The sequence below is a fragment of the Xenorhabdus budapestensis genome, assembly GCF_017743015.1.
GTDB classification, from domain to species: Bacteria; Pseudomonadota; Gammaproteobacteria; order Enterobacterales; family Enterobacteriaceae; genus Xenorhabdus; species Xenorhabdus budapestensis.
Genome location: NZ_CP072455.1, coordinates 1 through 23,957 on the forward strand (window position 1 = coordinate 1; position 23,957 = coordinate 23,957).

21 protein-coding genes and 1 pseudogene are annotated in these 23,957 nt (G+C 40.4%); 16 read left to right on the plus strand and 6 right to left on the minus strand.

All coding sequences use genetic code 11. The features are described 5' to 3' along the window. Positions 1-72: 72 nt before the first annotated feature. From dnaA to HGO23_RS00035, 7 genes are all read left to right on the plus strand, one after another. Positions 73-1,461: a chromosomal replication initiator protein DnaA gene (gene dnaA, locus HGO23_RS00005; protein ID WP_099136766.1), complete on the plus strand. Its 1,389-nt coding sequence runs from the start codon at positions 73-75 to the stop codon at positions 1,459-1,461. 4 nt (positions 1,462-1,465) lie between these two features. Continuing rightward, on the plus strand, positions 1,466-2,566 hold the full coding sequence (dnaN, locus tag HGO23_RS00010) for a DNA polymerase III subunit beta (protein WP_099136765.1): 1,101 nt from the start codon (positions 1,466-1,468) through the stop codon (positions 2,564-2,566). A gap of 34 nt (positions 2,567-2,600) precedes the next feature. Further along, on the plus strand, positions 2,601-3,692 hold the full coding sequence (recF, locus tag HGO23_RS00015) for a DNA replication/repair protein RecF (RefSeq protein WP_209027549.1): 1,092 nt from the start codon (positions 2,601-2,603) through the stop codon (positions 3,690-3,692). Between the two features lie 18 nt (positions 3,693-3,710). Then, positions 3,711-6,125, plus strand: coding sequence for a DNA topoisomerase (ATP-hydrolyzing) subunit B (gene gyrB, locus HGO23_RS00020; RefSeq protein ID WP_099136763.1), 2,415 nt, complete (start codon positions 3,711-3,713; stop codon positions 6,123-6,125). Positions 6,126-6,467: 342 nt separating this feature from the next. After that, positions 6,468-7,265 carry a hypothetical protein gene (locus HGO23_RS00025; protein ID WP_209027550.1) on the plus strand — a complete coding sequence of 266 codons (798 nt, stop codon included), beginning with the start codon at positions 6,468-6,470 and terminating at the stop codon, positions 7,263-7,265. Between the two features lie 21 nt (positions 7,266-7,286). Continuing rightward, a complete protein-coding gene (locus HGO23_RS00030) occupies positions 7,287-7,937 on the plus strand; it encodes a hypothetical protein (protein ID WP_209027551.1) in 651 nt (216 codons plus the stop codon). Between the two features lie 345 nt (positions 7,938-8,282). After that, entirely contained in the window at positions 8,283-8,585 is a 303-nt protein-coding gene (locus HGO23_RS00035) for a TM2 domain-containing protein (RefSeq protein ID WP_209027552.1), read from the plus strand. 442 nt (positions 8,586-9,027) lie between these two features. On the opposite strand, the gene asd is transcribed toward HGO23_RS00035, so the two are convergent. Further along, positions 9,028-10,134 carry an aspartate-semialdehyde dehydrogenase gene (asd, locus tag HGO23_RS00040; RefSeq protein WP_099136759.1) on the minus strand — a complete coding sequence of 369 codons (1,107 nt, stop codon included), beginning with the start codon at positions 10,132-10,134 and terminating at the stop codon, positions 9,028-9,030. 477 nt (positions 10,135-10,611) lie between these two features. Here asd and HGO23_RS00045 point away from each other — a divergent pair, with 477 nt between their 5' ends. From HGO23_RS00045 to HGO23_RS00065, 5 genes and pseudogenes are all read left to right on the plus strand, one after another. Beyond that, positions 10,612-11,226, plus strand: a complete 615-nt coding sequence (locus HGO23_RS00045; RefSeq protein WP_099136758.1) for a ubiquinone biosynthesis protein UbiH — start codon at positions 10,612-10,614, stop codon at positions 11,224-11,226. Positions 11,227-11,264: 38 nt separating this feature from the next. Next, a complete protein-coding gene (locus tag HGO23_RS00050) occupies positions 11,265-11,588 on the plus strand; it encodes an IS630 transposase-related protein (protein ID WP_099136757.1) in 324 nt (107 codons plus the stop codon). Next, a complete protein-coding gene (locus HGO23_RS00055; protein WP_244589976.1) occupies positions 11,483-12,076 on the plus strand; it encodes a transposase in 594 nt (197 codons plus the stop codon). Before HGO23_RS00050 ends, HGO23_RS00055 begins: the two co-directional genes overlap by 106 nt. 28 nt (positions 12,077-12,104) lie before the next feature. Next, positions 12,105-12,605: pseudogene (locus tag HGO23_RS00060) on the plus strand (DNA repair ATPase); the annotation flags it as partial. 159 nt (positions 12,606-12,764) lie between these two features. Next, positions 12,765-13,325 (plus strand): rhomboid family intramembrane serine protease, encoded by a 561-nt coding sequence (locus tag HGO23_RS00065; RefSeq protein WP_209027553.1) that lies wholly within the window; start codon positions 12,765-12,767, stop codon positions 13,323-13,325. A 114-nt stretch (positions 13,326-13,439) separates the two neighbouring features. On the opposite strand, the gene HGO23_RS00070 is transcribed toward HGO23_RS00065, so the two are convergent. Beyond that, positions 13,440-14,888: a flavin-containing monooxygenase gene (locus HGO23_RS00070; protein WP_099136754.1), complete on the minus strand. Its 1,449-nt coding sequence runs from the start codon at positions 14,886-14,888 to the stop codon at positions 13,440-13,442. Between the two features lie 242 nt (positions 14,889-15,130). Between HGO23_RS00070 and HGO23_RS00075 the strand changes: the two genes are divergently transcribed. Further along, positions 15,131-16,066, plus strand: a complete 936-nt coding sequence (locus tag HGO23_RS00075) for a LysR family transcriptional regulator (RefSeq protein ID WP_209027554.1) — start codon at positions 15,131-15,133, stop codon at positions 16,064-16,066. Positions 16,067-16,146: 80 nt separating this feature from the next. Continuing rightward, positions 16,147-16,785, plus strand: a complete 639-nt coding sequence (locus HGO23_RS00080) for a LysE family translocator (protein WP_099136752.1) — start codon at positions 16,147-16,149, stop codon at positions 16,783-16,785. Positions 16,786-16,925: 140 nt separating this feature from the next. Here the strand turns inward: HGO23_RS00080 and HGO23_RS00085 are convergent, their stop codons facing one another. The 4 genes from HGO23_RS00085 to HGO23_RS00100 form a co-directional block, all read right to left on the minus strand. Further along, positions 16,926-17,891: a PDR/VanB family oxidoreductase gene (locus tag HGO23_RS00085; RefSeq protein ID WP_209027555.1), complete on the minus strand. Its 966-nt coding sequence runs from the start codon at positions 17,889-17,891 to the stop codon at positions 16,926-16,928. Between the two features lie 52 nt (positions 17,892-17,943). Continuing rightward, entirely contained in the window at positions 17,944-19,062 is a 1,119-nt protein-coding gene (locus tag HGO23_RS00090) for an aromatic ring-hydroxylating oxygenase subunit alpha (RefSeq protein ID WP_209027556.1), read from the minus strand. Further along, positions 19,059-20,603, minus strand: coding sequence for a BCCT family transporter (locus HGO23_RS00095; RefSeq protein WP_209027557.1), 1,545 nt, complete (start codon positions 20,601-20,603; stop codon positions 19,059-19,061). Before HGO23_RS00095 ends, HGO23_RS00090 begins: the two co-directional genes overlap by 4 nt. 346 nt (positions 20,604-20,949) lie before the next feature. Continuing rightward, positions 20,950-22,035 (minus strand): tartrate dehydrogenase, encoded by a 1,086-nt coding sequence (locus HGO23_RS00100; protein WP_099136748.1) that lies wholly within the window; start codon positions 22,033-22,035, stop codon positions 20,950-20,952. A 104-nt stretch (positions 22,036-22,139) separates the two neighbouring features. Between HGO23_RS00100 and HGO23_RS00105 the strand changes: the two genes are divergently transcribed. Together HGO23_RS00105 and HGO23_RS00110 are read left to right on the plus strand one after the other, a co-directional pair. Beyond that, the gene (locus tag HGO23_RS00105; RefSeq protein ID WP_209027558.1) at positions 22,140-23,075 is read left to right on the plus strand and encodes a LysR substrate-binding domain-containing protein; all 936 of its coding nucleotides are present in this window, start codon (positions 22,140-22,142) and stop codon (positions 23,073-23,075) included. A gap of 347 nt (positions 23,076-23,422) precedes the next feature. Next, the gene (locus tag HGO23_RS00110) at positions 23,423-23,839 is read left to right on the plus strand and encodes a hypothetical protein (protein ID WP_244967852.1); all 417 of its coding nucleotides are present in this window, start codon (positions 23,423-23,425) and stop codon (positions 23,837-23,839) included. Positions 23,840-23,957 lie beyond the last annotated feature (118 nt).

Consider the following 23,957-nt stretch of genomic DNA (forward strand, 5'->3'; position numbering starts at 1 on the left):
ATACCTTGTGCCCAGTATAACGTATCTATTTTTCCAGTTTCTTTTATTGGTCTTGTTTTAGGGGAGTTCGCCGTGTCACTTTCGCTTTGGCAGCAATGTCTTGCCCGTTTGCAGGATGAATTACCTGCCACAGAATTCAGTATGTGGATACGACCCCTTCAGGCAGAACTAAGTGATAACACTTTGGCTCTCTATGCACCCAATCGTTTTGTATTGGATTGGGTTAGAGAGAAATATATAAATAATATCAATTTGTTATTAAATGATTTCTGTGGTCCTGAAGTACCACTACTACGTTTTGAAGTGGGTAATAAACCTGTTTCACCGAGCCAGTCTACGTCTCAGAAAACCATTGCTGATATGCCGATGGCTACTGCTCCATCCAGTTTATCTGTACGTCCGAGCTGGGATAATGCAAAAGCGCAGCCGGAGTTATCCTATCGTTCAAATGTGAATCCCAAACATACATTTGATAACTTTGTTGAAGGTAAATCCAACCAACTCGCCAGGGCAGCAGCCAGACAAGTTGCCGATAATCCGGGAGGAGCATATAACCCGCTATTCCTTTATGGAGGCACGGGACTGGGTAAAACTCACCTTTTACATGCCGTCGGCAACAGCATCATGGCACGTAAAGCCAATGCAAAAGTGGTATACATGCATTCTGAACGTTTTGTTCAGGACATGGTTAAAGCATTGCAGAACAATGCGATAGAAGAGTTTAAGCGTTATTATCGTTCAGTAGATGCCCTGCTTATCGATGATATTCAATTTTTCGCTAATAAAGAGCGATCCCAAGAAGAATTCTTTCACACGTTCAATGCTCTGCTGGAAGGTAATCAACAGATTATTCTGACATCAGATCGCTATCCAAAAGAGATTAATGGCGTTGAAGATCGGTTGAAATCCCGTTTTGGCTGGGGATTAACTGTTGCTATTGAACCACCGGAGCTGGAAACCCGAGTTGCGATTCTGATGAAGAAAGCAGATGAAAACCAGATTCAGTTACCGGGGGAAGTGGCCTTCTTTATAGCTAAACGCCTACGATCCAACGTCCGTGAACTCGAAGGCGCTTTGAACAGAGTCATCGCCAACGCCAATTTTACTGGCCGGGCGATTACTATTGATTTTGTACGCGAAGCATTACGTGACTTATTGGCTTTACAGGAAAAGCTGGTAACTATTGATAACATTCAGAAAACAGTCGCTGAATATTACAAAATCAAAGTTGCTGATCTGCTTTCCAAGCGCCGCTCACGCTCTGTTGCCCGTCCAAGACAGATGGCAATGGCGCTGGCAAAAGAGCTGACAAATCACAGCTTGCCTGAAATCGGGGATGCCTTTGGTGGTCGTGACCATACAACAGTACTGCACGCATGTCGTAAAATCGAACAACTGCGTGAAGAAAGTCATGACATCAAAGAGGATTTTTCTAACTTAATCAGAACATTGTCTTCCTAGCGCTATGAAATTTATCATTGAACGTGAGCAATTATTAAAACCCTTGCAACAGGTCAGCAGCCCTTTAGGTGGCCGCCCTACCCTGCCTATTTTAGGCAATTTATTGTTGCAGGTGACAGCCGGCTCCCTGTTACTGACAGGTACAGATTTAGAAATGGAAATGAAGGCCCGGGTGGCACTCACTCAGCCACATGAAGAGGGAGCAACCACCATTCCCGCGCGTAAATTCTTTGATATCTGGCGTGGGTTGCCTGATGGAGCGGAAATCAGCGTTGAGCTGGATGGTGACCGTATTCTGGTTCGCTCCGGGCGCAGCCGTTTTTCACTCTCCACCCTGCCTGCATCCGATTTCCCCAATCTGGATGACTGGCAAAGCGAAGTTGAATTCCCACTACCGCAAGCAACATTAAAGCGTCTGATTGAGTCTACTCAATTCTCAATGGCACATCAGGATGTCCGCTATTATTTGAACGGTATGCTGTTCGAAACCGAAGGGGAAGAACTACGTACTGTTGCCACAGATGGTCATCGTCTGGCGGTCTGTTCAATGCATATCGGCCAGAGCTTACCTTCACACTCAGTGATTGTCCCTCGTAAGGGTGTCATTGAATTAATGCGATTACTGGATGGTGGAGATACTCCACTTCAATTGCAGATTGGCAGCAACAACATTCGCGCTCACGTTGGTGACTTTATATTTACCTCAAAACTGGTTGATGGACGTTTCCCTGATTATCGTCGCGTCCTGCCCAAGAATCCTGATAAAACGCTGGAAGCAAATTGTGACATGCTTAAGCAGGCATTTTCACGGGCTGCGATTTTATCCAACGAAAAATTCCGTGGTGTTCGCATTTACCTAAGCGAAAACCAGCTCCGAATTACCGCAAATAACCCGGAACAAGAAGAAGCAGAAGAGATCGTCGACGTCAAATATCACGGCACTGAAATGGAAATTGGCTTCAATGTCAGTTACGTGCTGGATGTCCTCAACGCATTAAAATGCGAGCAGGTTAGTTTACTGCTGACGGATGCCACATCCAGTGTGAAAATAGAGAATTCAGCCAGTCAGGCTGCAACTTATGTCGTGATGCCGATGCGTCTGTAAAGAATGTGCCTGTAACAGTATTAATTCATAACTCATGATTCTCTCGCGTCTGTTGATCCGCGATTTTCGTAATATCGCAAATGCCGATTTGCCGTTGGCAACGGGATTTAATTTTCTTGTTGGGCCAAATGGCAGCGGCAAAACGAGTGTATTGGAATCCATTTACACATTGGGCCACGGACGCGCTTTTCGCAGTATTCAGGCAGGAAGAGTGATCCGTCATGATTGTGAGGAATTTATTCTTCATGGGAGGCTGGAGCAACAGTCCCATGAACGAACGCTGTCTATTGGATTAAGCAAAAACCGTCAGGGTGACAGCAAAGTCAGAATCGATGGCAGTGATGGGCACAAAATTGCCGAGCTGGCAAAAATGCTGCCGATGCAACTTATCACACCAGAAGGTTTTACGCTGCTGAATGGCGGCCCGAAATACCGTCGTGCTTTTATTGACTGGGGTTGTTTTCATAATGAACCGCGTTTTTTTACTGGCTGGGTCAACCTGAAAAGGCTGCTCAAACAACGAAATGCGGCATTACGACAGGTAACCCGTTATAACCAGATCCAGCACTGGGATCACGAACTTGCACCGCTTGCGACCCAGATAAGCCAATGGCGGGCTGAATATATTGCAGGTATTGCCGAAGATATTGAAAAAACCTGCAAACAGTTTTTACCTGAATTCACTCTCAATATCTCTTTCCAACAAGGCTGGGATAAAGAGAGTGAATATGCAGAACTACTCGCGCGGCAGTTTGAGCGCGACAAAGCATTAACCTATACCGCATCCGGCCCCCACAAAGCCGATCTGCGGATCAGGGCAGACGGCGTATCTGTAGAAGATATGCTCTCACGTGGTCAGCTTAAACTACTGATGTGTGCCCTTAGGTTAGCGCAGGGTGAATATTTCACCCGACAGAGCGGGCAAAAATGCCTGTATCTGCTTGATGATTTTGCTTCTGAGTTGGATGCCGGTCGTCGTAATTTATTAGCCGAGCGTCTGAAATCTACGCAAGCCCAGGTGTTTGTCAGTGCAATAACTCCTGAGCAAGTTGCAGACATGATTGATGTAAATAGCAGGATGTTTCGCGTAGAACATGGCAAAATAGAGGTTCAACCACAGGATTAAGATGAGCGAGAAACGTTGATGTCGAATACATATGACTCCTCAAGTATCAAGGTATTAAAAGGGCTGGATGCTGTTCGTAAACGTCCAGGCATGTATATCGGTGATACCGATGATGGTACTGGCCTGCACCACATGGTCTTCGAGGTTGTTGACAACGCTATCGACGAAGCCCTCGCAGGCCATTGTGACAAAATAATTGTCACAATCCATGCAGATAACTCAGTTTCTGTACAGGATGATGGCCGCGGTATTCCTACCGACATACACGAAGAAGAAGGTGTTTCAGCAGCGGAAGTCATCATGACCGTGCTGCATGCGGGGGGTAAATTCGATGATAACTCCTATAAGGTTTCCGGCGGCCTGCATGGCGTAGGGGTTTCTGTTGTTAACGCCTTATCTGAAAAACTGGAACTGACTATCCGTCGTGACGGTAAAGTACATGAACAGACCTACCATCATGGAGTTCCGCAAGCACCACTGAAAGTCGTTGGTGATACAGAACAGACAGGAACAACTGTGCGTTTCTGGCCAAGTATGGATACGTTCAAAATTAACACCGATTTCGAATTTGATATTTTGGCAAAACGTCTGCGCGAATTATCATTCCTGAACTCCGGCGTTTCCATCCGTTTAGTTGACAAGCGCACCAATACAGAAGATTTCTTCCATTATGAAGGGGGTATTAAGGCGTTTGTTGAATTCCTGAGCCGCAATAAAAACCCGATCCATCCGAATGTTTTCTATTTCTCCACCGAAAAAGACGGTATTGGTGTTGAAATTTCCATGCAATGGAATGATGGCTTCCAGGAAAACATTTATTGTTTTACCAACAATATACCTCAGCGCGATGGGGGAACCCACTTAGTGGGCTTCCGTACAGCGATGACCCGTACCCTCAATAGCTATATGGATAAAGAGGGTTACAACAAAAAATCCAAAGTCAGTGCTACCGGTGATGATGCCCGTGAAGGCCTGATCGCGGTTATCTCAGTTAAAGTTCCAGATCCGAAATTCTCTTCACAAACGAAAGACAAACTGGTTTCTTCTGAAGTGAAAACTGCGGTTGAGACGATGATGAATGAGAAGCTGGTGGAATACCTGCTGGAAAACCCGAACGATGCCAAAACTGTTGTTGGCAAAATCATTGATGCAGCACGTGCCCGTGAAGCTGCCCGTAAAGCGCGTGAGATGACCCGCCGCAAAGGCGCATTAGATCTGGCAGGTCTGCCTGGCAAACTGGCTGACTGTCAGGAGCGTGATCCTGCACGGTCCGAACTCTATCTGGTGGAGGGTGATTCTGCAGGCGGTTCAGCCAAACAGGGGCGCAACCGTAAAAATCAGGCTATCCTGCCACTGAAAGGTAAAATTCTGAACGTTGAAAAAGCGCGTTTTGACAAAATGCTCTCTTCACAGGAAGTAGCAACCCTGATTACCGCGTTGGGTTGTGGTATTGGCCGTGATGAATACAATCCAGATAAACTGCGTTATCACAGCATTATCATCATGACCGACGCCGACGTTGACGGTTCCCATATTCGTACTCTGTTGCTAACGTTCTTCTATCGTCAGATGCCGGAGATCATTGAGCGTGGTTATGTCTATATTGCTCAACCACCACTGTACAAAGTGAAGAAAGGCAAGCAGGAGCAATACATCAAAGACGACGATGCAATGGAAGTCTACCAGATGTCCATTGCACTGGATGGTGCATCACTTTACACCAATCCACACGCTCCGGCGCTGAAAGGCGAAGCACTGGAAAAACTGGTAACTGAATTCAATGCTACGCAAAAAATAATCAAACGTATGGAACGCTTGTATCCGCTGGCGTTACTGAATAACTTAATCTACCATCCGGTATTGACCGAAGATTCCTTAACCGATCAAACCAAAGTGGAAGAATGGGTAAGTGCACTGACCATCCGTCTGAATGACAAAGAGCAACATGGCAGTACTTACAGCTACCAAATCCATGAAAACCGCGAGCGTCAGGTTTACGAGCCGGTTCTGTGCATCCGCACACACGGTGTTGATACTAACTACAATCTGGATTTCGATTTCATCCACGGAGGCGAATACCGCCGCATCAGCAAACTGAGTGAATTGATCGGTAATCTGATTGAAGAAGATGCCTATATTGAACGTGGCGAACGTCGTCAGGCAGTAAGCAGCTTTGAGCAAGCACTGGAATGGCTGAGCAAAGAGTCACGCCGCGGTCTTTATATCCAACGTTATAAAGGTCTGGGGGAAATGAACCCTGATCAGTTGTGGGAAACTACAATGAACCCAGAAACTCGCCGTATGATGCGTGTCACTGTGAAAGATGCCATTGCGACGGATCAACTGTTCACCACCCTAATGGGTGATGCCGTTGAACCTCGCCGTGCATTTATCGAAGAAAACGCCCTGAAAGCAGCGAATATTGATATCTAATATTCCTACGCCTGCCCCGGATAACTAAAACGTTATCCGGGGAAAAAGACGGTTCAAAATTTATCTATAAAATATCCATTGGTTACTTGGAAAACCATCTAAAACTGCCTTATATTACTTCTCAAATTAATTGAAAAATCCTTCATTTATTTACCCTGATAAGGAGCGATTATTTAAGGATATTTCGTCATAAAAAAATGATCTTATTAATAAGATAAGAAAAATTTCACTTTCATTATATAAATCGGGAATTTTTAATTCTTAATAACATATTGAACCTAAATGTTAAGAGTAGCTTAAATTTATTAATCATATTCAATTTCTATTATAAAGGTTATTATTATGTTAAAACGAAATTATTCTTTTAATAGCTATATACATAAAACGCCATCCGGAGCTTTATCCCGCTCAAACTCTTTCCATACTCTGCCACCCAAAAATATATTGAATATCAATGTTAATCATCACAACCCCAGATTGATAAATGGATATATTCCAATAGTTAAAAAAGCAACATTGCAAGAAGCGGAAATAGCAGTCAGGAAATTATATAATTCAATTAAACAGGATGGATGGCTGTCACATATCGAAAATACATATCGAAGAAGAGACAATATAGAAGCAAAATCGAATCTTTCCACCGAAGAATTATGGGATCTTAGATGTTGTATAACAGATAGCCTATTATGTACAGTGAAAGATAATTTATCATTTCGCATCAGAAAAAAAGATAGTACCTTATATCAAGGTTGCAATTATACCTACTTTGTCTGTTATACAACTCACTTTCCAACAGACTCAGTGTCTTCTCTGATGGTGCCCATTGGAATAATGTTATTTACCTACAATGAAGATGATCACTATCCATATTATCCTGAAGTCAGTTACCTGATTACCCATCCGGGGATCCAAAATTGTGCTTATTTATTGATAGAAAAAGCAGCCAACTTATCCTACCAAATGGGCCATAATGGAAAACTAAAATTAACAACTGCAACGAAACACCTTTCAAATGCTTACAACAGGCTTGGGTTTATTGATGATGCACCAGGTTCGATGATATTAGACCCAAATAACAGTAAATTATGGATATTTTCTGCCGCAAATGGAGGGTATCGATTTACTGGGTTATGTCCTTAATTTTTATTGAGAAACTGAACTATGCTAGCAAATAATACTCATCAATTATTCGGAAGATACATTCAAAATGCAAAAATAACAATTGGACAATGTAATAACTTCGATGATATAAAAATCCGTCTTTCGGATTTTTATAGAGCATTACGAAATAGTGAATGGTTTAAATATATAAATGACAATGAATACAACTCGTTACTTAGCATAAATAAAAAAGATTTACCTCCAAATAAATCATTAGATCTTAATTTTTATTTAACAAAACAATTACTCGAATCTCTCATAAACACTTTATCTCCTTCTGATTATTATATTTATTTTTTGGATTATATTGATCTCAGAGGACAAAGAAAAATCCCCATAGGGATCATGAAGATTTTTTTGAATTCCACAAGAACGCCTGAATACCCTGCAGTAGATAGTTTGATCATACAGCCGGGAATCCAAGGTTGTGGGTGCTTATTTATAGAGGAAGCCGTTAACTATTCTCACTTGAATAACCAGAAAGAAAATCTAAAATTATCAGTAGCAGCAAACGCACTATTAGATGTTTATTCCAAAATGGGTTTTATTCCGTATAACAATCTAGGCGAAATGGTGCTAACTCCCAAAAATAGAGAAGGTTGTGCATTCTCTCAGCCACTGGAAAAATATTTTTTTATACAAAAAAGATGAATATTAATTTTACACCAATATATCTAAAGTAAGGGACGCTCTCGTTCTGGTCACCAACGTTGCCTTTTCCAGTCCTACCGCCATTCTTGGCAACTGGAGCCGCATGTATGTTCTGATACACATAAACAAATCGTAGATATGGCTCTGAATGGAATGTCGGGAGACAGTACATGTCATGGGTATTGGCTATTATCTAAACATTCATCACCATCAATAAATTGGATTCATGGCCTTCTTCCCATTGGTCACCCTAAGACTGTCTTATTTTTCTTAAAATCATTGGTTTTTTGACTTTATAGTTTTAATATAAATCAGAATGAGATAGATAACACTAAGGATATTTAGATGTCAAACATGGTTTATTGCCGTGGCTGTGGAAAAGAAATCCACACCTCCGCAAGCTCTTGCCCTAGCTGTGGTGCAGTTCAAAAAGAAGAAATACAAGGTGAGAAAAGCAGAATAACTGCAGCTCTATTAGCTTTCTTTCTTGGTTTTATCGGGGTGCATAAATTTTATCTAGGAAAAATAGGAACAGGGTTTTTATACCTTATTTTTTGCTGGACGTTCATTCCTTATATCATTTCTTTTATTGAATTTATTATCTATTTATGCATGTCAGATAAAGATTTCGCTAAGAAGTATGGTTAATTAAACTCCTTTTATGTTAAACGGGCGAATTAAACCGCCCGTTCATACCATTTAAAACACCTCAAATTAGTTTCAAGCTACTAATCACTCGCCTACCGAGAACAACTCTTGTTTGTGCATTTGCCAAGTATCGAAAACCGGACAGTTACCCCTTGATGAAGGTGCTTTTATCGGCGCATTGACGAAATTAGCCAGCACTCCACCGGAAGAGCGGCAGGCATTAAAAATGCCTCGGTGATAAGTTAATTGCGGAAAGTGAAAAACAACGCTGAGATCTAAATTATTTTAAAATCAATAGTATGAGAATTTACAAAAAACCAGCATGCAAGAACCAACATAATGGCAACATGTCCTGATTGCCCCTATTATGTAAATGTAAGATATAAAAAAATAAAACAACCGCCAATATTTATTCAATAATGGCGGTCTATTAAATGCTTTACTACAACAAAATACGCAGCATACGACGCAACGGCTCCGCTGCACCCCACAGTAACTGATCACCAACAGTAAAGGCAGACAGATATTCCGGCCCCATGTTCAGCTTACGCAGACGACCCACTGGCGTATTCAAAGTACCAGTCACCGCCGCCGGTGTTAATTCACGCATTGTCAGTTCGCAATCATTCGAGATCACGCGAACCCAATCATTATGGGATGCCAGCAACGTTTCAATTTCGTGAATCGGAACATCTCTTTTCAATTTCAGGGTAAATGCCTGACTATGGCAGCGCAATGCTCCAATACGAACACACAAACCATCAATCGGGATGATATTCTCACCTGTATTCAGAATTTTGTTGGTTTCCGCTTGGCCTTTCCACTCTTCACGGCTCTGGCCGTTTTCAAGCTGTTTATCAATCCACGGGATCAAACTGCCAGCCAAAGGTACACCAAATTGCTCCGTTGGCAATGCACCACTGCGGGTGAAATCTGTTACACGTTTTTCAATTTCCAGAATTGTAGAAGCTGGGTTTTGCAGTTTATCTGCAACTTGATTATGCAGCATTCCCATCTGCACCAGCAATTCACGCATATGACGCGCACCGCCACCAGAAGCTGCCTGATAGGTTGATACTGATGCCCATTCAATCAAATCATTGGCAAATAGGCCACCTAATGACATCAACATCAGGCTGACAGTACAGTTACCGCCAACAAACGTTTTAATCCCTTTATTCAGGCTGTTCTGAATATGTTGATGGTTAACAGGATCGAGAATAATGACAGTATCATCATTCATGCGGAGTGCAGAAGCTGCATCGATCCAATATCCCTGCCAGCCCGTTGCTTTCAGTTTGGGGTAAATTTCATTGGTATAATCCCCACCCTGACAGCTAATAATAATATCCATCGCATTAAGTGCTTCAATATCAAAAGCATCCTGCAAAACACCCGACTTGCCTGTAAACTCTGGGGCTGGTTGTCCATGTTGGGAAGTCGTAAAAAAAACAGGATTGATCTGGTTAAAATCCCCTTCTTCGATCATCCGCTGCATCAATACTGAGCCAACCATCCCGCGCCAGCCGATAAAACCTACACTTTTCATCATATTTACCCTGCCTTGAAAAAGTCGTTGTCAGCACCCCTGACGGTACTAACGCTGACAAAATATGAGAAAAGGTGCAAGTAAATTTATACGCTACAGAGCTAACCGTTCTGCAGCAATCCGCGCGCCATTTTTAAACCATATCGAAATTTATTCAGGTATTACTTTGCAAATATATTTAGCCACAAGAAAATAATTCATTAATTGATAATTTAGTAAATAAATTATATCAACTAATATCCCCTTCTGAATTTATATCTTAAATACGTCGTAGCTTTCCCTGATTTCAATACAGAATAACAGCCAATCAAAAAATTAAATGATTTTGTTTTATTATTCCAAGAGTATAAATAACAGCTATTAATTCCTCTGGTAAAAATTCGAAAAATATTTTTTTAACTATTAACTTATTCTTAAATCTGATTTAATTAAATATAACTTTACAATCACTTACCACCGTTTTGAAACAGCATTCTAATGGCGCTTTTCTTACAAAACTGTTTAGCTTTTCCGGTTATTATCCTCAGCGGACTATTACTGATTATTTTGTTTTATTGGATATGTGCCGCTTTTGGTTTGCTTGATATTGATATTCTGAATATGGATGTAGATAGTTTCGACGCAACCTCTCTGGCGGGTTGGTTAACGAAACTCGGCCTGACCGGAATTCCGGTCACCATTATTATCACACTAATGACTCTGATTGGCTGGCCACTGAGCTATTTCAGCGAGCACTTAATGCTTCGTTTTATTGAAACTGATGTGCTCCGTTATTTACTTGGAACAGCCACACTCTTTATCGTGGGTTTCATTGCTCTATTACTGACAACAATACTCTTACGCCCACTGCAACCAACGCTATCAAGGCTCAATCGCTCCAATAGTGTTGATAATCTGATTGGCAAAGTCGCCGAAGTCCGTTCTCCCATTGTCACAGAACAACGTGGAGAAGCATTAATGAATCACAATGGTGCCAACCTTATCTTGCAGGTACGGGTACCAGAAAGTGACGGTATCGTTCGCGGAGATCGTGTCGTGCTGATCAGCTATGACGCCACAACTAACAGTTATAGCAGAATCATATTAATATGACATAATATCTGGATTCAAATAGCAAGGGATAAAGTAAGATGGGTTACAGTTTAGATTTCCGAAAGAAAGTCCTGGCGTACAAAGACAAGCATTCGTTGACTTTCGAACAAACGAGTGCCCATTTTGACATTTCTATGCGTACCTTATTTCGCTGGAGTCACAAAATAGAACCCTGTATAACGCGTAATAAATCCCCCACTAAAATCAGTGATGAGACGCTCATTATTGATGTCCAAAATTACCCCGATGACTATCAATGGGAAAGAGCAAAACGCCTGGGGGTCACGCAGTCAGCTATCCATTACGCCTTGAAACGGCTCAAGATTACCTTCAAAAAAAACACTCAACCATCCCAAAGCTGACCCGGGTTCGTGAGGTATTTATTGAGCGTATCAACGGCTATGAGCAGGCGGGCAAACAGATTGTTTATCTGGATGAAAGTGGTTTTGCCCAGTCCATGCCCCGCCTGCACGGGTATTCAAAGAAAGGGTTACGGTGTTTCGGAACACACGATTGGCACGCGAAAGACCGTCTTAATGTCATTGGCGCGATCATAAAAAATACCTTTCTCACCTTATGTTTGTTTACCGGAAACATCAATGCCGATGTTTTTCATGCCTGGGTCACCCAAGATTTACGGCCAAAACTCCCGAACAGGGCAGTGATCGTCATAGATAATGCCCCTTTCCATAAACTATATGACCCGATACAAGCAATAGTAGACAGCGGATGCCAATTGGAGTGGCTCCCGCCTTACAGCCCGGACTTGAACCCCATCGAACACAAATGGGCCGGAGTAAAAGCGATAAAAAAAGATGTTCAGTTGATGAGTTATTTATGGAGCATGTAGAGTGCGCCAAATTATATTGATTCCGCTATATATCGAAAACAGCCTGACCTCAAATCCGGTATTGGCTCCGCTGGTATTACGTGACATGAACGATTTGTACCTGTTTATTGATAAAGCGATGGGCAAGCCGTTCTCCAGCAATGTGTTAAGCTACCCCTATAGCGAAGCTGAAATCACCGAAATCGTCGCTATCCTTGAGCGTTTGTTGATCATGCGGAATATCGTTTTCAAAGTGAATCAACAATATATTGCCAGTGCCGCTCAGTCAGACAAATACCGGACAGAGCCGCCATTCAAACTACAAGGTAGTTACCGCAATATGAATAAACTCAGCGAAAAAGTTTCTGCGGTAATGAATGAAGCAGAGATACGTAATATTATGACACCAAAACAACAACAACGTTGGCAACAGATAAAGCGCGATTTTATGCGCAATAAAGCACTAGGTGGTGATAATGCTGATATCGGTGATCGGGTTATTGCCCAACTTGCTGATTTGGTTGAAATTGTTCAGGCATTAGGGAATTGATCTGTATATCCAAAAAATATAGATCTACATTCATGAAGAATGGAAACGAAATTTATTAGCATAAGATAATTCACAAGACTACTTTGTTTTTAATTCAGCAAGTAATCTAACAATAAAAACAAAAGATTGATGTGATAAATAAGATTAAGGCAACATATAGTGAAAATATGGCTCCAGCAACGCTTTCATATCTTGATCGGATTGATATTTATACTTGTTTTAACTCAATTTATTAATAGCTTAAACGGTGGAACATTAAACAATTTCGGCATTATCCCCCGATATATTCAGGGATTGATTGGCATTCCATTCTCTCCATTCCTGCATAGCAGTTGGGCACACCTATTCAGTAACCTCCCTGCTTTACTGGTACTCAGTGCGTTACTGATGACTCACTCCATTCGTTACTACATTCTGGCCAGCCTGTTTATTATTTTTACCGAGGGTACGTTAGTTTGGTTATTCGGCCGAACGGCCATTCATATCGGTGCCAGCGGCTGGATTTTTGGTCTGTGGGGGTTATTACTGGCGAATGCTTACTTCCTTAGAAGAGCTAAAGATTTTTTCTTTTCCATTCTGGTAATTATCTATTATGGTGGGATAGCTTTCAGTCTATTACCATTACAAGAAAATATTTCTACAGAAGGTCATATTTTTGGTGCAATCTCAGGTGTAATTTTCTCCTGGCTTTCCAGGAAATGGTTAATCAATCAAAGTTAAGAACATAAAATTAAAAAATAGAATTGGGTTTTACCGTACCATCTTTCATCTCCCTTATTACTCTAAAATCTGATAAAAAATAATTCGCCCGTTATCATAACGGGCTGATTATGATTACATCCATTCCAGAGCCGGATCATCCACTGGCTGCCGTAAGACTTGTTTATCTTTTTGATAATCATGTGGCACACGCCAATTTAGACTGCGTCCCTGACGAGGAAGTGCATCTTCGCCTCGTTTCACATAACCAGATTGCAAGGCACCAAACAAATGTTTATCAGGTACTACCTCATCCGGCTGAGCATGTGGTGTCACAACCGTAGCATGGCGGCGATCCATTTCATTTAACAAACGACAAATATATTCCGCTGAGAGATCAACTTTTAATGTCCAGGCGTTATTAATATAACCAAATAGATAAGCAAAATTAGGAATATCCCTTATCAATGTTCCTTTATAGAACATAAGTTTATTACCTTGCTGTGGTTGACCATCAATAGCAATCTCAGCTCCCCCCATCAGTTGTAATTGAAACCCTGTCGCTGTAACTATGATATCAGCAGGTAATTTCTTACCTGATTGCAATAAAATCCCGTCTTCAGTAATACGCTTAATTTGATCAGTAACGATAGAAGCTTTCCCCTCTTTCAGTACCTTAAACAGATTGCTGTCGGGCACAAAGCACAACCGTTCATCCCATGGCATATACTTGGGTGTCAGGTGTTTCATGTCAAAATCAGGGCCAACTTTTCTACGGGCTAATCCCAACAATAACGATTTCAAAAAGTTAGGGAAATACCGGCTGATTTTATATAACAAGCTGAAAAATAAGATATTGCGATTTCTGCTTAATGTATAAATCCAACGTTGTGGAATAATGCCATTCAGAAGCTCAGATATCTTATCCCTGCCCGGTATTGAAAAAATATAACTTGGGGAACGCTGTAGCATAGTAATATGCTCAGTCTCATATGCCATTGCCGGAAGTAAAGTGACTGCGGTTGCACCACTTCCAATCACAACAACCCGCTTTCGTTTGTAATCTAATGTCTCAGGCCAGTGTTGTGGATGAACTATTGTGCCTTTAAATTCTTCAAGGCCGGGGAATTTAGGTACATAAGGTTCATCCTGATTGTAGTAACCTGTCGCACCGATAAGAAAATGACAAGTAAATTGCCGAATTTCTCCACTGGTTTCATCTATTGCGGTAACAGTCCATTGGCGAGTTTCATTTGACCAGTTATTTTGGGTGATCTTTAATCCAAACTGGATTTTTTTATCAATTCCATAATGTTCCACTGCTGAATTCAGATAGCGTCTAATTGAAGGCCCATCAGCAAAAATACTGGTATCTGTCCAGGGACGAAATTTATAGCCATAGCTCATCATATCTGAATCTGTGCGAATCCCCGGATAGCGAAATAAATCCCAGGTTCCACCTATCGCATGGCGACGTTCTAAGATCCCTACTTTTTTGTCAGGACACTCTCTTGCCAAATGGCATGCCATACCAATGCCAGAAACGCCCGCTCCCATAATCAAAACATCATAATGGTTATCCATATTACCTCCCCTATATAAAGTACTCTTTTGATTAAATCAGTCTCCCATTACTGATATATGTTATTTTTTATCCATTAGAACAACCATTTGTATTTATGAGGCAGGAGTATCATGATTAGATACATAGGTGATTATTAAACAAGTTTCTTTTAATTAATCAGTATTGAAAAATTATGGATAAAAAATTAATTATCACTTAAAGTGCTTATAATTATTAAAACCTCCAATATGGAAAGCACACTTTGAATAATTACAAATTACTACCCGCTCTAATATCAATACTGAGAACACTTAATTTGACGGAATCAGCAAAACAATTAAATGTGACACAGTCTGCGATGAGTAAAACATTAAATCAGCTCCGTGAAGATTTTCATGACAAGATTATTATAAGAGAAGCAAATAAATTTATCCTTACCCAGAAAGGAGAGAAGTTAAAAGCACAGCTTCCAATATTGATGCAGCAATTAGATAATCTATATGCACCAGAATCAATAGAACTAAATCAATGTAAAAGGAAATTTACCTTAGCCTCCAGCGACTATGTCGCCCAAGCCATCTTACCTTCTATCTTTTTTCATATTGGAAGGGAAGCACCTAAAGTCAGTATCGAATATAAATTGTGGTATAAAAACAACCTTAATAAACTTGCCGGGCAAGATCTTAACTTAGTGGCAACTATTGCTGACTCCATACCTGATAATTTATATGGCAAGTTAATGGCCGAAGACCAACTTGTTGTTGTATTCAGACATGATCACCCTAAATCTGATAGTGAGCTAACCATTAACAACTATATTAACAGTCGGCATATTCTTATTAGTGGTGGCGGAGATAAAGATAGCTTCGTTGACCATACATTAGCAATGATGGATCTCCACCGTAATATTTTGGTTACAGTTCCCTTTTTCCAATCAGCCATTGAGTTACTGTTAAAAACAGATGCCATTCTCACTATACCACTACATATCGCTGCTGATTTTGCACAAAATTATGCTTTGCAAATAAGACACTTGCCCATTGATATCCAGCCGCAGCAATACTACTTACTATGGCATGCCAAGTATCATCAGGATCCAGAGCATAAATGGTTCCGAGAAATTTGTTTTCCTCTAATTAAAGCTCACCTTGAAAGGACAATCAGACATGGTATGAAATTAATTCATACCCGTAAGTAGATTTTCCATCTTTTACACATCATTTAATTTAATTAGTATAATGATATCAATTCATTAATAGTAAAATAGCGGTGATTATTATGCCATCTATAGAAACATTAATTACATTTATCAGTATTTCAACTTTTTTATGCTTTTTACCAGGCCCTGATAATCTTTTTATATTGAGTCAATCGGCAATAAATGGGCGAAAAGTTGGAATATTAATAACCATTGGTCTATGTATTGGTTTGGCAATACATATTTCTTTAGTATCATTAGGCATTGCAGCAATGCTACGAGAAAATGCAATAGCATTTGAAGTTATTCGGATTTTTGGCATAATTTATCTAACTTATCTTGCTTGGGGTGCTTTCAAAGCTAAACCTGCTTTTATTCAAGGAAGCACTGACAATTTTCATGATACAAAAAAACTCATCAGCAAAGGGATACTAATGAATTTATCAAATCCCAAGATTATCATTTTCTTTTTGGCTTTTCTTCCTCAGTTCACCAATAAAAGTACAAATATTATCCCAGTTTCACTCCAGTCATTATATCTGGGTATGATATTTTCTATCATCACTTTTATTGTGTTTTCCATTATTTCATATTTATCAGGGTATTTAAGTGAAGTAATATCTCATAAACCAGAAATACAAAATATTTTAAATAAAATCACTGCCTTAATATTTGTAGTATTGGCAATTAATTTATTAATTTCAGGCGGATTTGCCTAATAAATGCAATTTTTCAGAAAAACGGTCAGTTGCTATAGTTGGTATCTTTCTCGCCACAATAAAATGCGCTATGGCCTATATACAACGGTTAGAAATAGAAAGATACCCGATATTCAGCTCAAAAAAAGCAGGATTTTAAATTACAAATCAAGTACCAATCGTTTTCCTTTAGCTCTGGAACAACAAATCAGCATTGATGTTTGGCTCTCTTTTTCCTCATCAGTAAAATATTGGTCACGGTGGTCTGCTTCGCCTTCTAAAATTATGCTTTCACAAGTACCGCATACTCCTTCGCGACACAAACTTTCAACCGACGCTGCGTTATTTCTTTCGATGACTTGTAGTATTGTCGATTCACTATCAACCTCCAACTCAACGCCTGATCTGGCAAGCACAAGGGTAAATTCATCCCCAGTTTTATCTTCAACAGTAAACTGCTCAAAATGTAACTGATGTTCAGAAAACCCGGCTTTTTTTGCAGCTTGCTTTACGCCTTCGTTCAGTGAATTCGAACCACATGTATAAACATGGCTTCCTTCTGGTAGCTGAGCAATAAAGGTATCGAGTTCAAGACGAGAACCTTCGGATGAAACATAGAAAACAATTTTATCCTTAAATTCCGATGCCATTAATTCTTGCTGAAACGCATTTTCATTCATATCTCGGCAGCAATAATGCAGTTCATATTCTGCATTTTGTTGTTCCAATTCATGTAAGTGGGACATAAATGGCGTGATCCCAATTCCACCCGCGATTAATATATGTTTTTTAGCTTCGGATACTAATGGAAATAAATTATTCGGTTCGGAAACAACAAGCTTGTCGCCAATAACCACTTTTTCGTGCATAAATGCCGAGCCACCTTGAGAATGTTCTTCTCGCTTAATGGCAATTTGATAGCGCTGTGAATCAAAAGGAGAATTTAATAAGGAATAAGCATTACTATAATGACTGTCACCATCCTGCATCTGTACAAAGATGTGACTGCCGCCAGTAAAAGAGGGTAAATGTGTATTTTGCTCAGGTATTAATGTAAATCGTTTTATCGTAGGTGTGATAGTTTCAATGTCACTGACAATAACACCGACCATCTGATAAGCAGACATAAACGACTCCTGACTATTCATCATAACCTCACTGACTGTACCTGATTCCGGCTTATTCATGATAAATTTGAGCAACAAGATTGTGGAAATAAGCAATACCGTGTTCACTAATTCCACTTCCGGTACTATCCGCCATGATACGCCCCTGACCGCGATAACCACGGGATTTCAAACCCTTTTGTACACTTTCAACCAAGCGCAGATCTTCCGGGCGAAAAACATCGCGATACCATTCGATTAAATCTTTTTGCTCTTGAGTGAGATCTTCATTAGTAAAGTAAATTTCGTAATGTTGCAACGTTGTTTCTGCATCGGCCGGAAATTCATAAATAACCGTCATCATCCCTCTAATGGGCGTAACGTTATACATCGTACAAGGCCATAGCCAAAAACCGTGGAATGAAGACTCGCCTTCAAATTTGAAAGATTGATCAGAGGGAATGGCATAGCCAAATTGCAATGACCATTTCTCATGCATGGTATGCCAATAGCGATCAACCTGAACGGAAGTTGAAAACCCCGGATGCGCCGGGCCACAGTGATAACATTCCAGATAGTTATCAACAATACTTTTCCAGTTAGCCGGTGTTGCTGTCGTGAAACGTGCCGCCAGCTTTAAATCGTAAACATCAGGGCAGGCTTCCAGTACTTTCGCACCTAATCCAGATAGCTGTTCTTCAACTGTATCTGCTTCCATGTCCATATTAATAAAGACAAAACCTGCATATTCTTCCAGTTTTACCGGAGTTAGTGCCGCCAAACCTTTATCAAAATTAGCCACATTTTCACAGTTACGTGCATGTGCTAAAGAACCATCAAGTTTGAATGTCCATGCGTGATAAGGACAAGTGATCACATTTTTTGCTTTACCAGCTCCCTGTAATAATTGATGCCCGCGATGAGGACAAACGTTAAAAAATGCACGTAATACTTTGTCGCGCCCACGCACGATGACAATGTTTTCACCAATAATTTCACGTGTAACATAATCATTCGGATTAGCCAGCTCACTGATATGTGCAACACAGATCCAACTTTTGGCAAAAATCGCTTCTTTCTCATAATTAAATATATCCTGAGAAGTATAGAAACGAGCAGGCATGGTGTAGGCATCTGTCGGGTTTGCACAGAAATTTTTGGGCAGTGTGAAATCTGGGTGTTGGATACTCATATCAATTCCTTATTAATATCAATAAGATGTACAGGAATATGTGCATAATCCTGTTTTATCCAGCGAATAAAACCATAAACCTTAAACAATAGGATCACTAAAAATGGCAATGCAGTAAGCACTACTGTGGTTTTCATTGTTTCTAAAGAGGCTTGTGTAAATAGAATCGAAAGTGGAATTAGCGTGATGACTACGCACCAGAAAAGACGTAATTTCCGGCTAGGATCCTGACCTTCACTTAAATTGCGGGTGCTGGTTGCAGCCATCGTATAGGCCACGGCATCCATATGTGAGGCTAAGAAAATAATCATGATAATGAGATAAGCAGCAAGGAAAAATTGGCCGAATGGCAGTGCGCTTAACAATTGATGAACGGCCGTTTCACCACCTAACGTACTCAATATTTCGGGTACATTAATAGATCCGGTAATAAATTGGTGCATCGCATAACTTTCCAAAACACCAAAGAAGAACCAGCAACCAAAAGTACTGCCTAATAACAGTGCCCAAATCACCTCTTTAATTTTGCGTCCATGAGAAACCCGGGTTACAAACATCGCAACACCAGGGGTATATGAGATCCACCATAACCAATAGAATACAGTCCAACTGCGGGTAAACAGCCCATCCCCCATAGGATCGGTAAATAGGCTCATCTGCAAGAAATTCTGCGTCGTCAGGCCAACCGCATGAATAATATTATTCATGGTAAATTCTGTAGGCCCTGCAATTAAAACAAGAAAGGCAAAACCCAACGCTCCCCAACCTACCATCTGGCTTAAACGCCGCATACCATTATCAATGCCAATATAAGAACTTAAGCTGAAAATTAATGCCGCTAATAATGTTATTCCAGCCTGAATCATAAAATTATTCGGTATGCCGGTTAATACAGAAATTCCGCCACTTAATGTAGATGCAGTCACCACCAGAGAAATAGTTAATGCTCCCACAGTTGCAATTAAAAATGTCATATCAATAAGACGCCCCCAAAACCCCTGGGGATTAATTTTTATAATTGCAGAAATAATTCCTGAAAGACTCAAACCTTTATTTTTTCTGACATGGAAATGATAAGCCATAACCAATGAAGCAAGCGCATAGGTTGCCCAGGCACTGATTCCCCAGTGGAAAAAAGAGTAACTGATGCTATATTCCAATGCTTTAGGGGTTTGAGGAGCAATATTAAGTCCTGGAGTCTTATAATAATAAGCCCATTCCATCACGCCCCAATATAAAGTTGACGAGCCAAGGCCCGCACATATAAACATACATAACCACGGAGCAGTGGCATATTCTGGCTTTCCTTCACCAAGCCGAATATTGCCGTATTTACTCATCGCCAGATAAAGCACAAACATCAAAGCAGCAAGAACTAAAATTTGAATGGTTGAACCAAGTAAACGAGTCAACCCATTAAATATTGCATTAGCAATAACACTGGTTTTTTCTGGAAATATACTGAGTGTTATTGCTATCACAACAATACAAGCCAGGCTTATTGCGATTAAGGGAATATCTTTCTTTGTGTTGCTCAGCATGAAACCTCCGTTTCGTCACTTTATGTATATCCTGTTCTTCATTGGGTATACATAAAGTGCCTGTTATCGTTGTTATGATGACTTTTATGTTGATATCGACACGACAAAAGGAAAACGAGCAATAAGTGGGAACGATACTTACCGCTTCTTTTGATTAACAATAAAAATATAGTGTTGCTACAGAATTTAAACAATTGGCAAAACAGTAAATAGATAAAACACATATCGTAATTAATGTTTTGTGACATGCGTTAAAAATCAGGAAGATAATATTTATGGCTGGCAGTAAAAAATCACACTCTGAAAAAGTGTGATTTTTATAAAAAGCAAAAAGTGATTAAAATTTTTAATTATTCAGGTGGTTAATAATGGCTTCACCTACTTGTTGTGTCAATGCGTTACCTTTCATATCCGGTGTGACGATTCCTTTCGTTATTATCGCCTCAATGGCAGCTAAAATATCATCATGGGCATCTTGATAGCACTTATCACCTTCACCTAAGAACTGTAACATCATGGCACCAGCCCAAATCATCGCGATTGGGTTGGCAATATTTTTGCCATAAATATCGGGGGCTGAGCCATGAACAGGTTCGAATAAAGAAGGGAAATTCCTTTCAGGATTCAAATTGGCAGAAGGAGAAAGCCCGATCGTTCCGGTACATGCAGGCCCAAGATCAGAAAGAATATCGCCAAATAAATTGGAAGCAACAACGACATCAAATCGCTCCGGATTTAACACAAATCGGGCACAAAGAATATCAATATGCTGTTTATCCCATTTAATATCGGGATACTGTTTTGCCATCTCTTCGACTCGCTCATCCCAATAAGGCATGCTAATCGATAATCCATTTGATTTCGTGGCAGACGTTAATAACTTACGGGGACGACTTTGTGCTAATTCAAACGCATATTTCAAAATGCGATCAACACCACGGCGGGTAAAAACTGACTCCTGGATCACTATTTCATGTTCTGTACCTTCATAAAGACGACCGCCGATAGTGGAATATTCCCCTTCAGTATTTTCCCTGACTACATAAAAATCGATATCTTCCGGTTTCTTATTCGCTAACGGACAGGGAACTCCCGGTAAGAGACGTACAGGACGCAAATTGACATATTGTTGAAAATCACGACGAAATTTAAGTAATGAGCCCCAAAGCGAAATATGATCAGGCACCGTTTCAGGCCAGCCAACAGCGCCAAAATAAATAGCATCAAACTGCGTTAATTGATTAAACCAATCATCGGGCATCATTTTGCCGTGTTTAAGATAATAATCGCAACTGGCCCATTCAAAATGTTCAAACGATAAACGAAGATCCCATTTTTCAGCTACAGCCTGCAATATCCGAATACCTTCAGGAAGAACTTCATGACCAATTCCATCTCCCGGAATCGCAGCAATTTTAAACATTTTTTTCATCGAACATCTCTCATTTATCAGGATACAGAATTGACTTTTCAGATATCTTATAATTGACTGATTTGTATTCAATATAAAAAATGTAGAAACATAATTTACAATTTATGAATAATCTCCCCTTTTTACAGGATCTACACATCTTTCTTTTAGTGGCTAAAAGAGCAAGTTTTGTCGCCGTTGCGGAAGAAATCGGGGCCTCTCCTGCTTTTATCAGTAAACGCATCGCCATATTAGAGAATGTATTGAATGTCAGCCTGTTACACAGAACAACCCGTCGGGTATCAATTACGGAAGATGGTGAGCGGATATATGAATGGGCGCAGCATATCCTGAATGATGTTAATCAGATGCTTGATGAACTTTCCGAACTTCGGCAAGAACCTCAAGGGAAAATCAGAATTACCAGTAGTTTTGGTTTTGGCAGAAAATTTGTTGCCCCTGCATTATCAGCATTGATCCAGACTTATCCACAGCTAGATCTTCGCTTTGATGTGGAAGATCGTCTTGTCGATCTGGCTACTGAGGGGATTGATCTGGATATTCGTATTGGCGACGATATTGACGATAATCTTATTGCCCGCAAACTGGCTTCTAATCGTCGGATCCTTTGTGCATCCCCGGCTTACCTTGCCCGCAACCCGATGCCGAAATCAATTAATGAACTCCCTTCTCACGCCTGTCTGGTGATCAAAGAACGGGATCATCCTTTCGGGATCTGGAAATTGCAAAACAGTACCGGCACTCAATCGGTGAAAGTCACCGGGCCGATGTCATCCAATCATGGTGAAATTATTCACCAATGGTGTCTGGATGGTCACGGTATTACTTTGCGATCGTATTGGGATGTCAGAGAAAATATTAAATCGGGCGCTTTAGTCCATATTCTGCCTGAATATTACCAATCAGCGAATATATGGGCAGTTTATGTGACACGTCTTGCTATGTCTGCCCGTATCAGAGTAACGGTTGAATTTTTAGAGCGCTATTTTAAGATGCATTATTTGGAGCAGAAAGACGATTTTCAAACCAGATGCTTATAGGTAAGTGATATAACTGATCTTTCTATTTTTCTATCTATCTTTGTCTGTTTACCTTCATTGATTGCTCATTTTTCATTTTTGACAAATATCATAGGTCAACTCAGATACCTCCTCTATTTTAGTCCTTCAAATGAAAATAATAATCATTAACTCCATAAGGGCTAAGGAAAATGCGTAATCTGACAAAACAGCGCCAACTTATAGCGGAATCATCGCAGTCACATACCACAAAAGTTGAACCTCTGACCGCAGCAGAGCAAATTAACAGGCTATCCGAATCAAATAAAGATTTGCTATTGAAATCTTTATTTGAGTAAGGGCAGCTCACTGCAAATCAGGCTCGTGCGTTGGTTTATAAACCGTTAACCAGCAATGATTATAAATATTGGTTGAGTCCTTCGTCACTTAATACCTATTTGCAAGCGGCGAATGAGGAAGTCACTCGCGAACGTTTACTAGCTGAAGAACAAAAACGCGAACAAGAGTGGATTGCAACAATTAAGCGGCTCAATGCTGTCTTTTCCTCAAGAGAAGTTCACTGGGAAAATGCGAAGAAATACAGTGAGCAAGGCCATGCAAGTGCTTATGATAAAGCGGCCAGAGAAATGAAAGATCTGTACGATGCTTATCGCGTTAATAACGCACTGGCAGAATTCGTTCCACTCTATCGGATATTTGTCAAGCATATAGAGAGAAGAAGAACACTGGTACAACGATTAGAATTACTCAATCAGGAAATCGATAAATATCAGGGTGGTATTTGATATTATCGGTAAAGGTATGGTACGCACGATGCCTGGCACAACACTAAAGCAAGGCGCCGGATAAGAACCATCGTTTTGTCAGTAACCTGAAGGCACTATTGCTAGTGCCTTGACATTA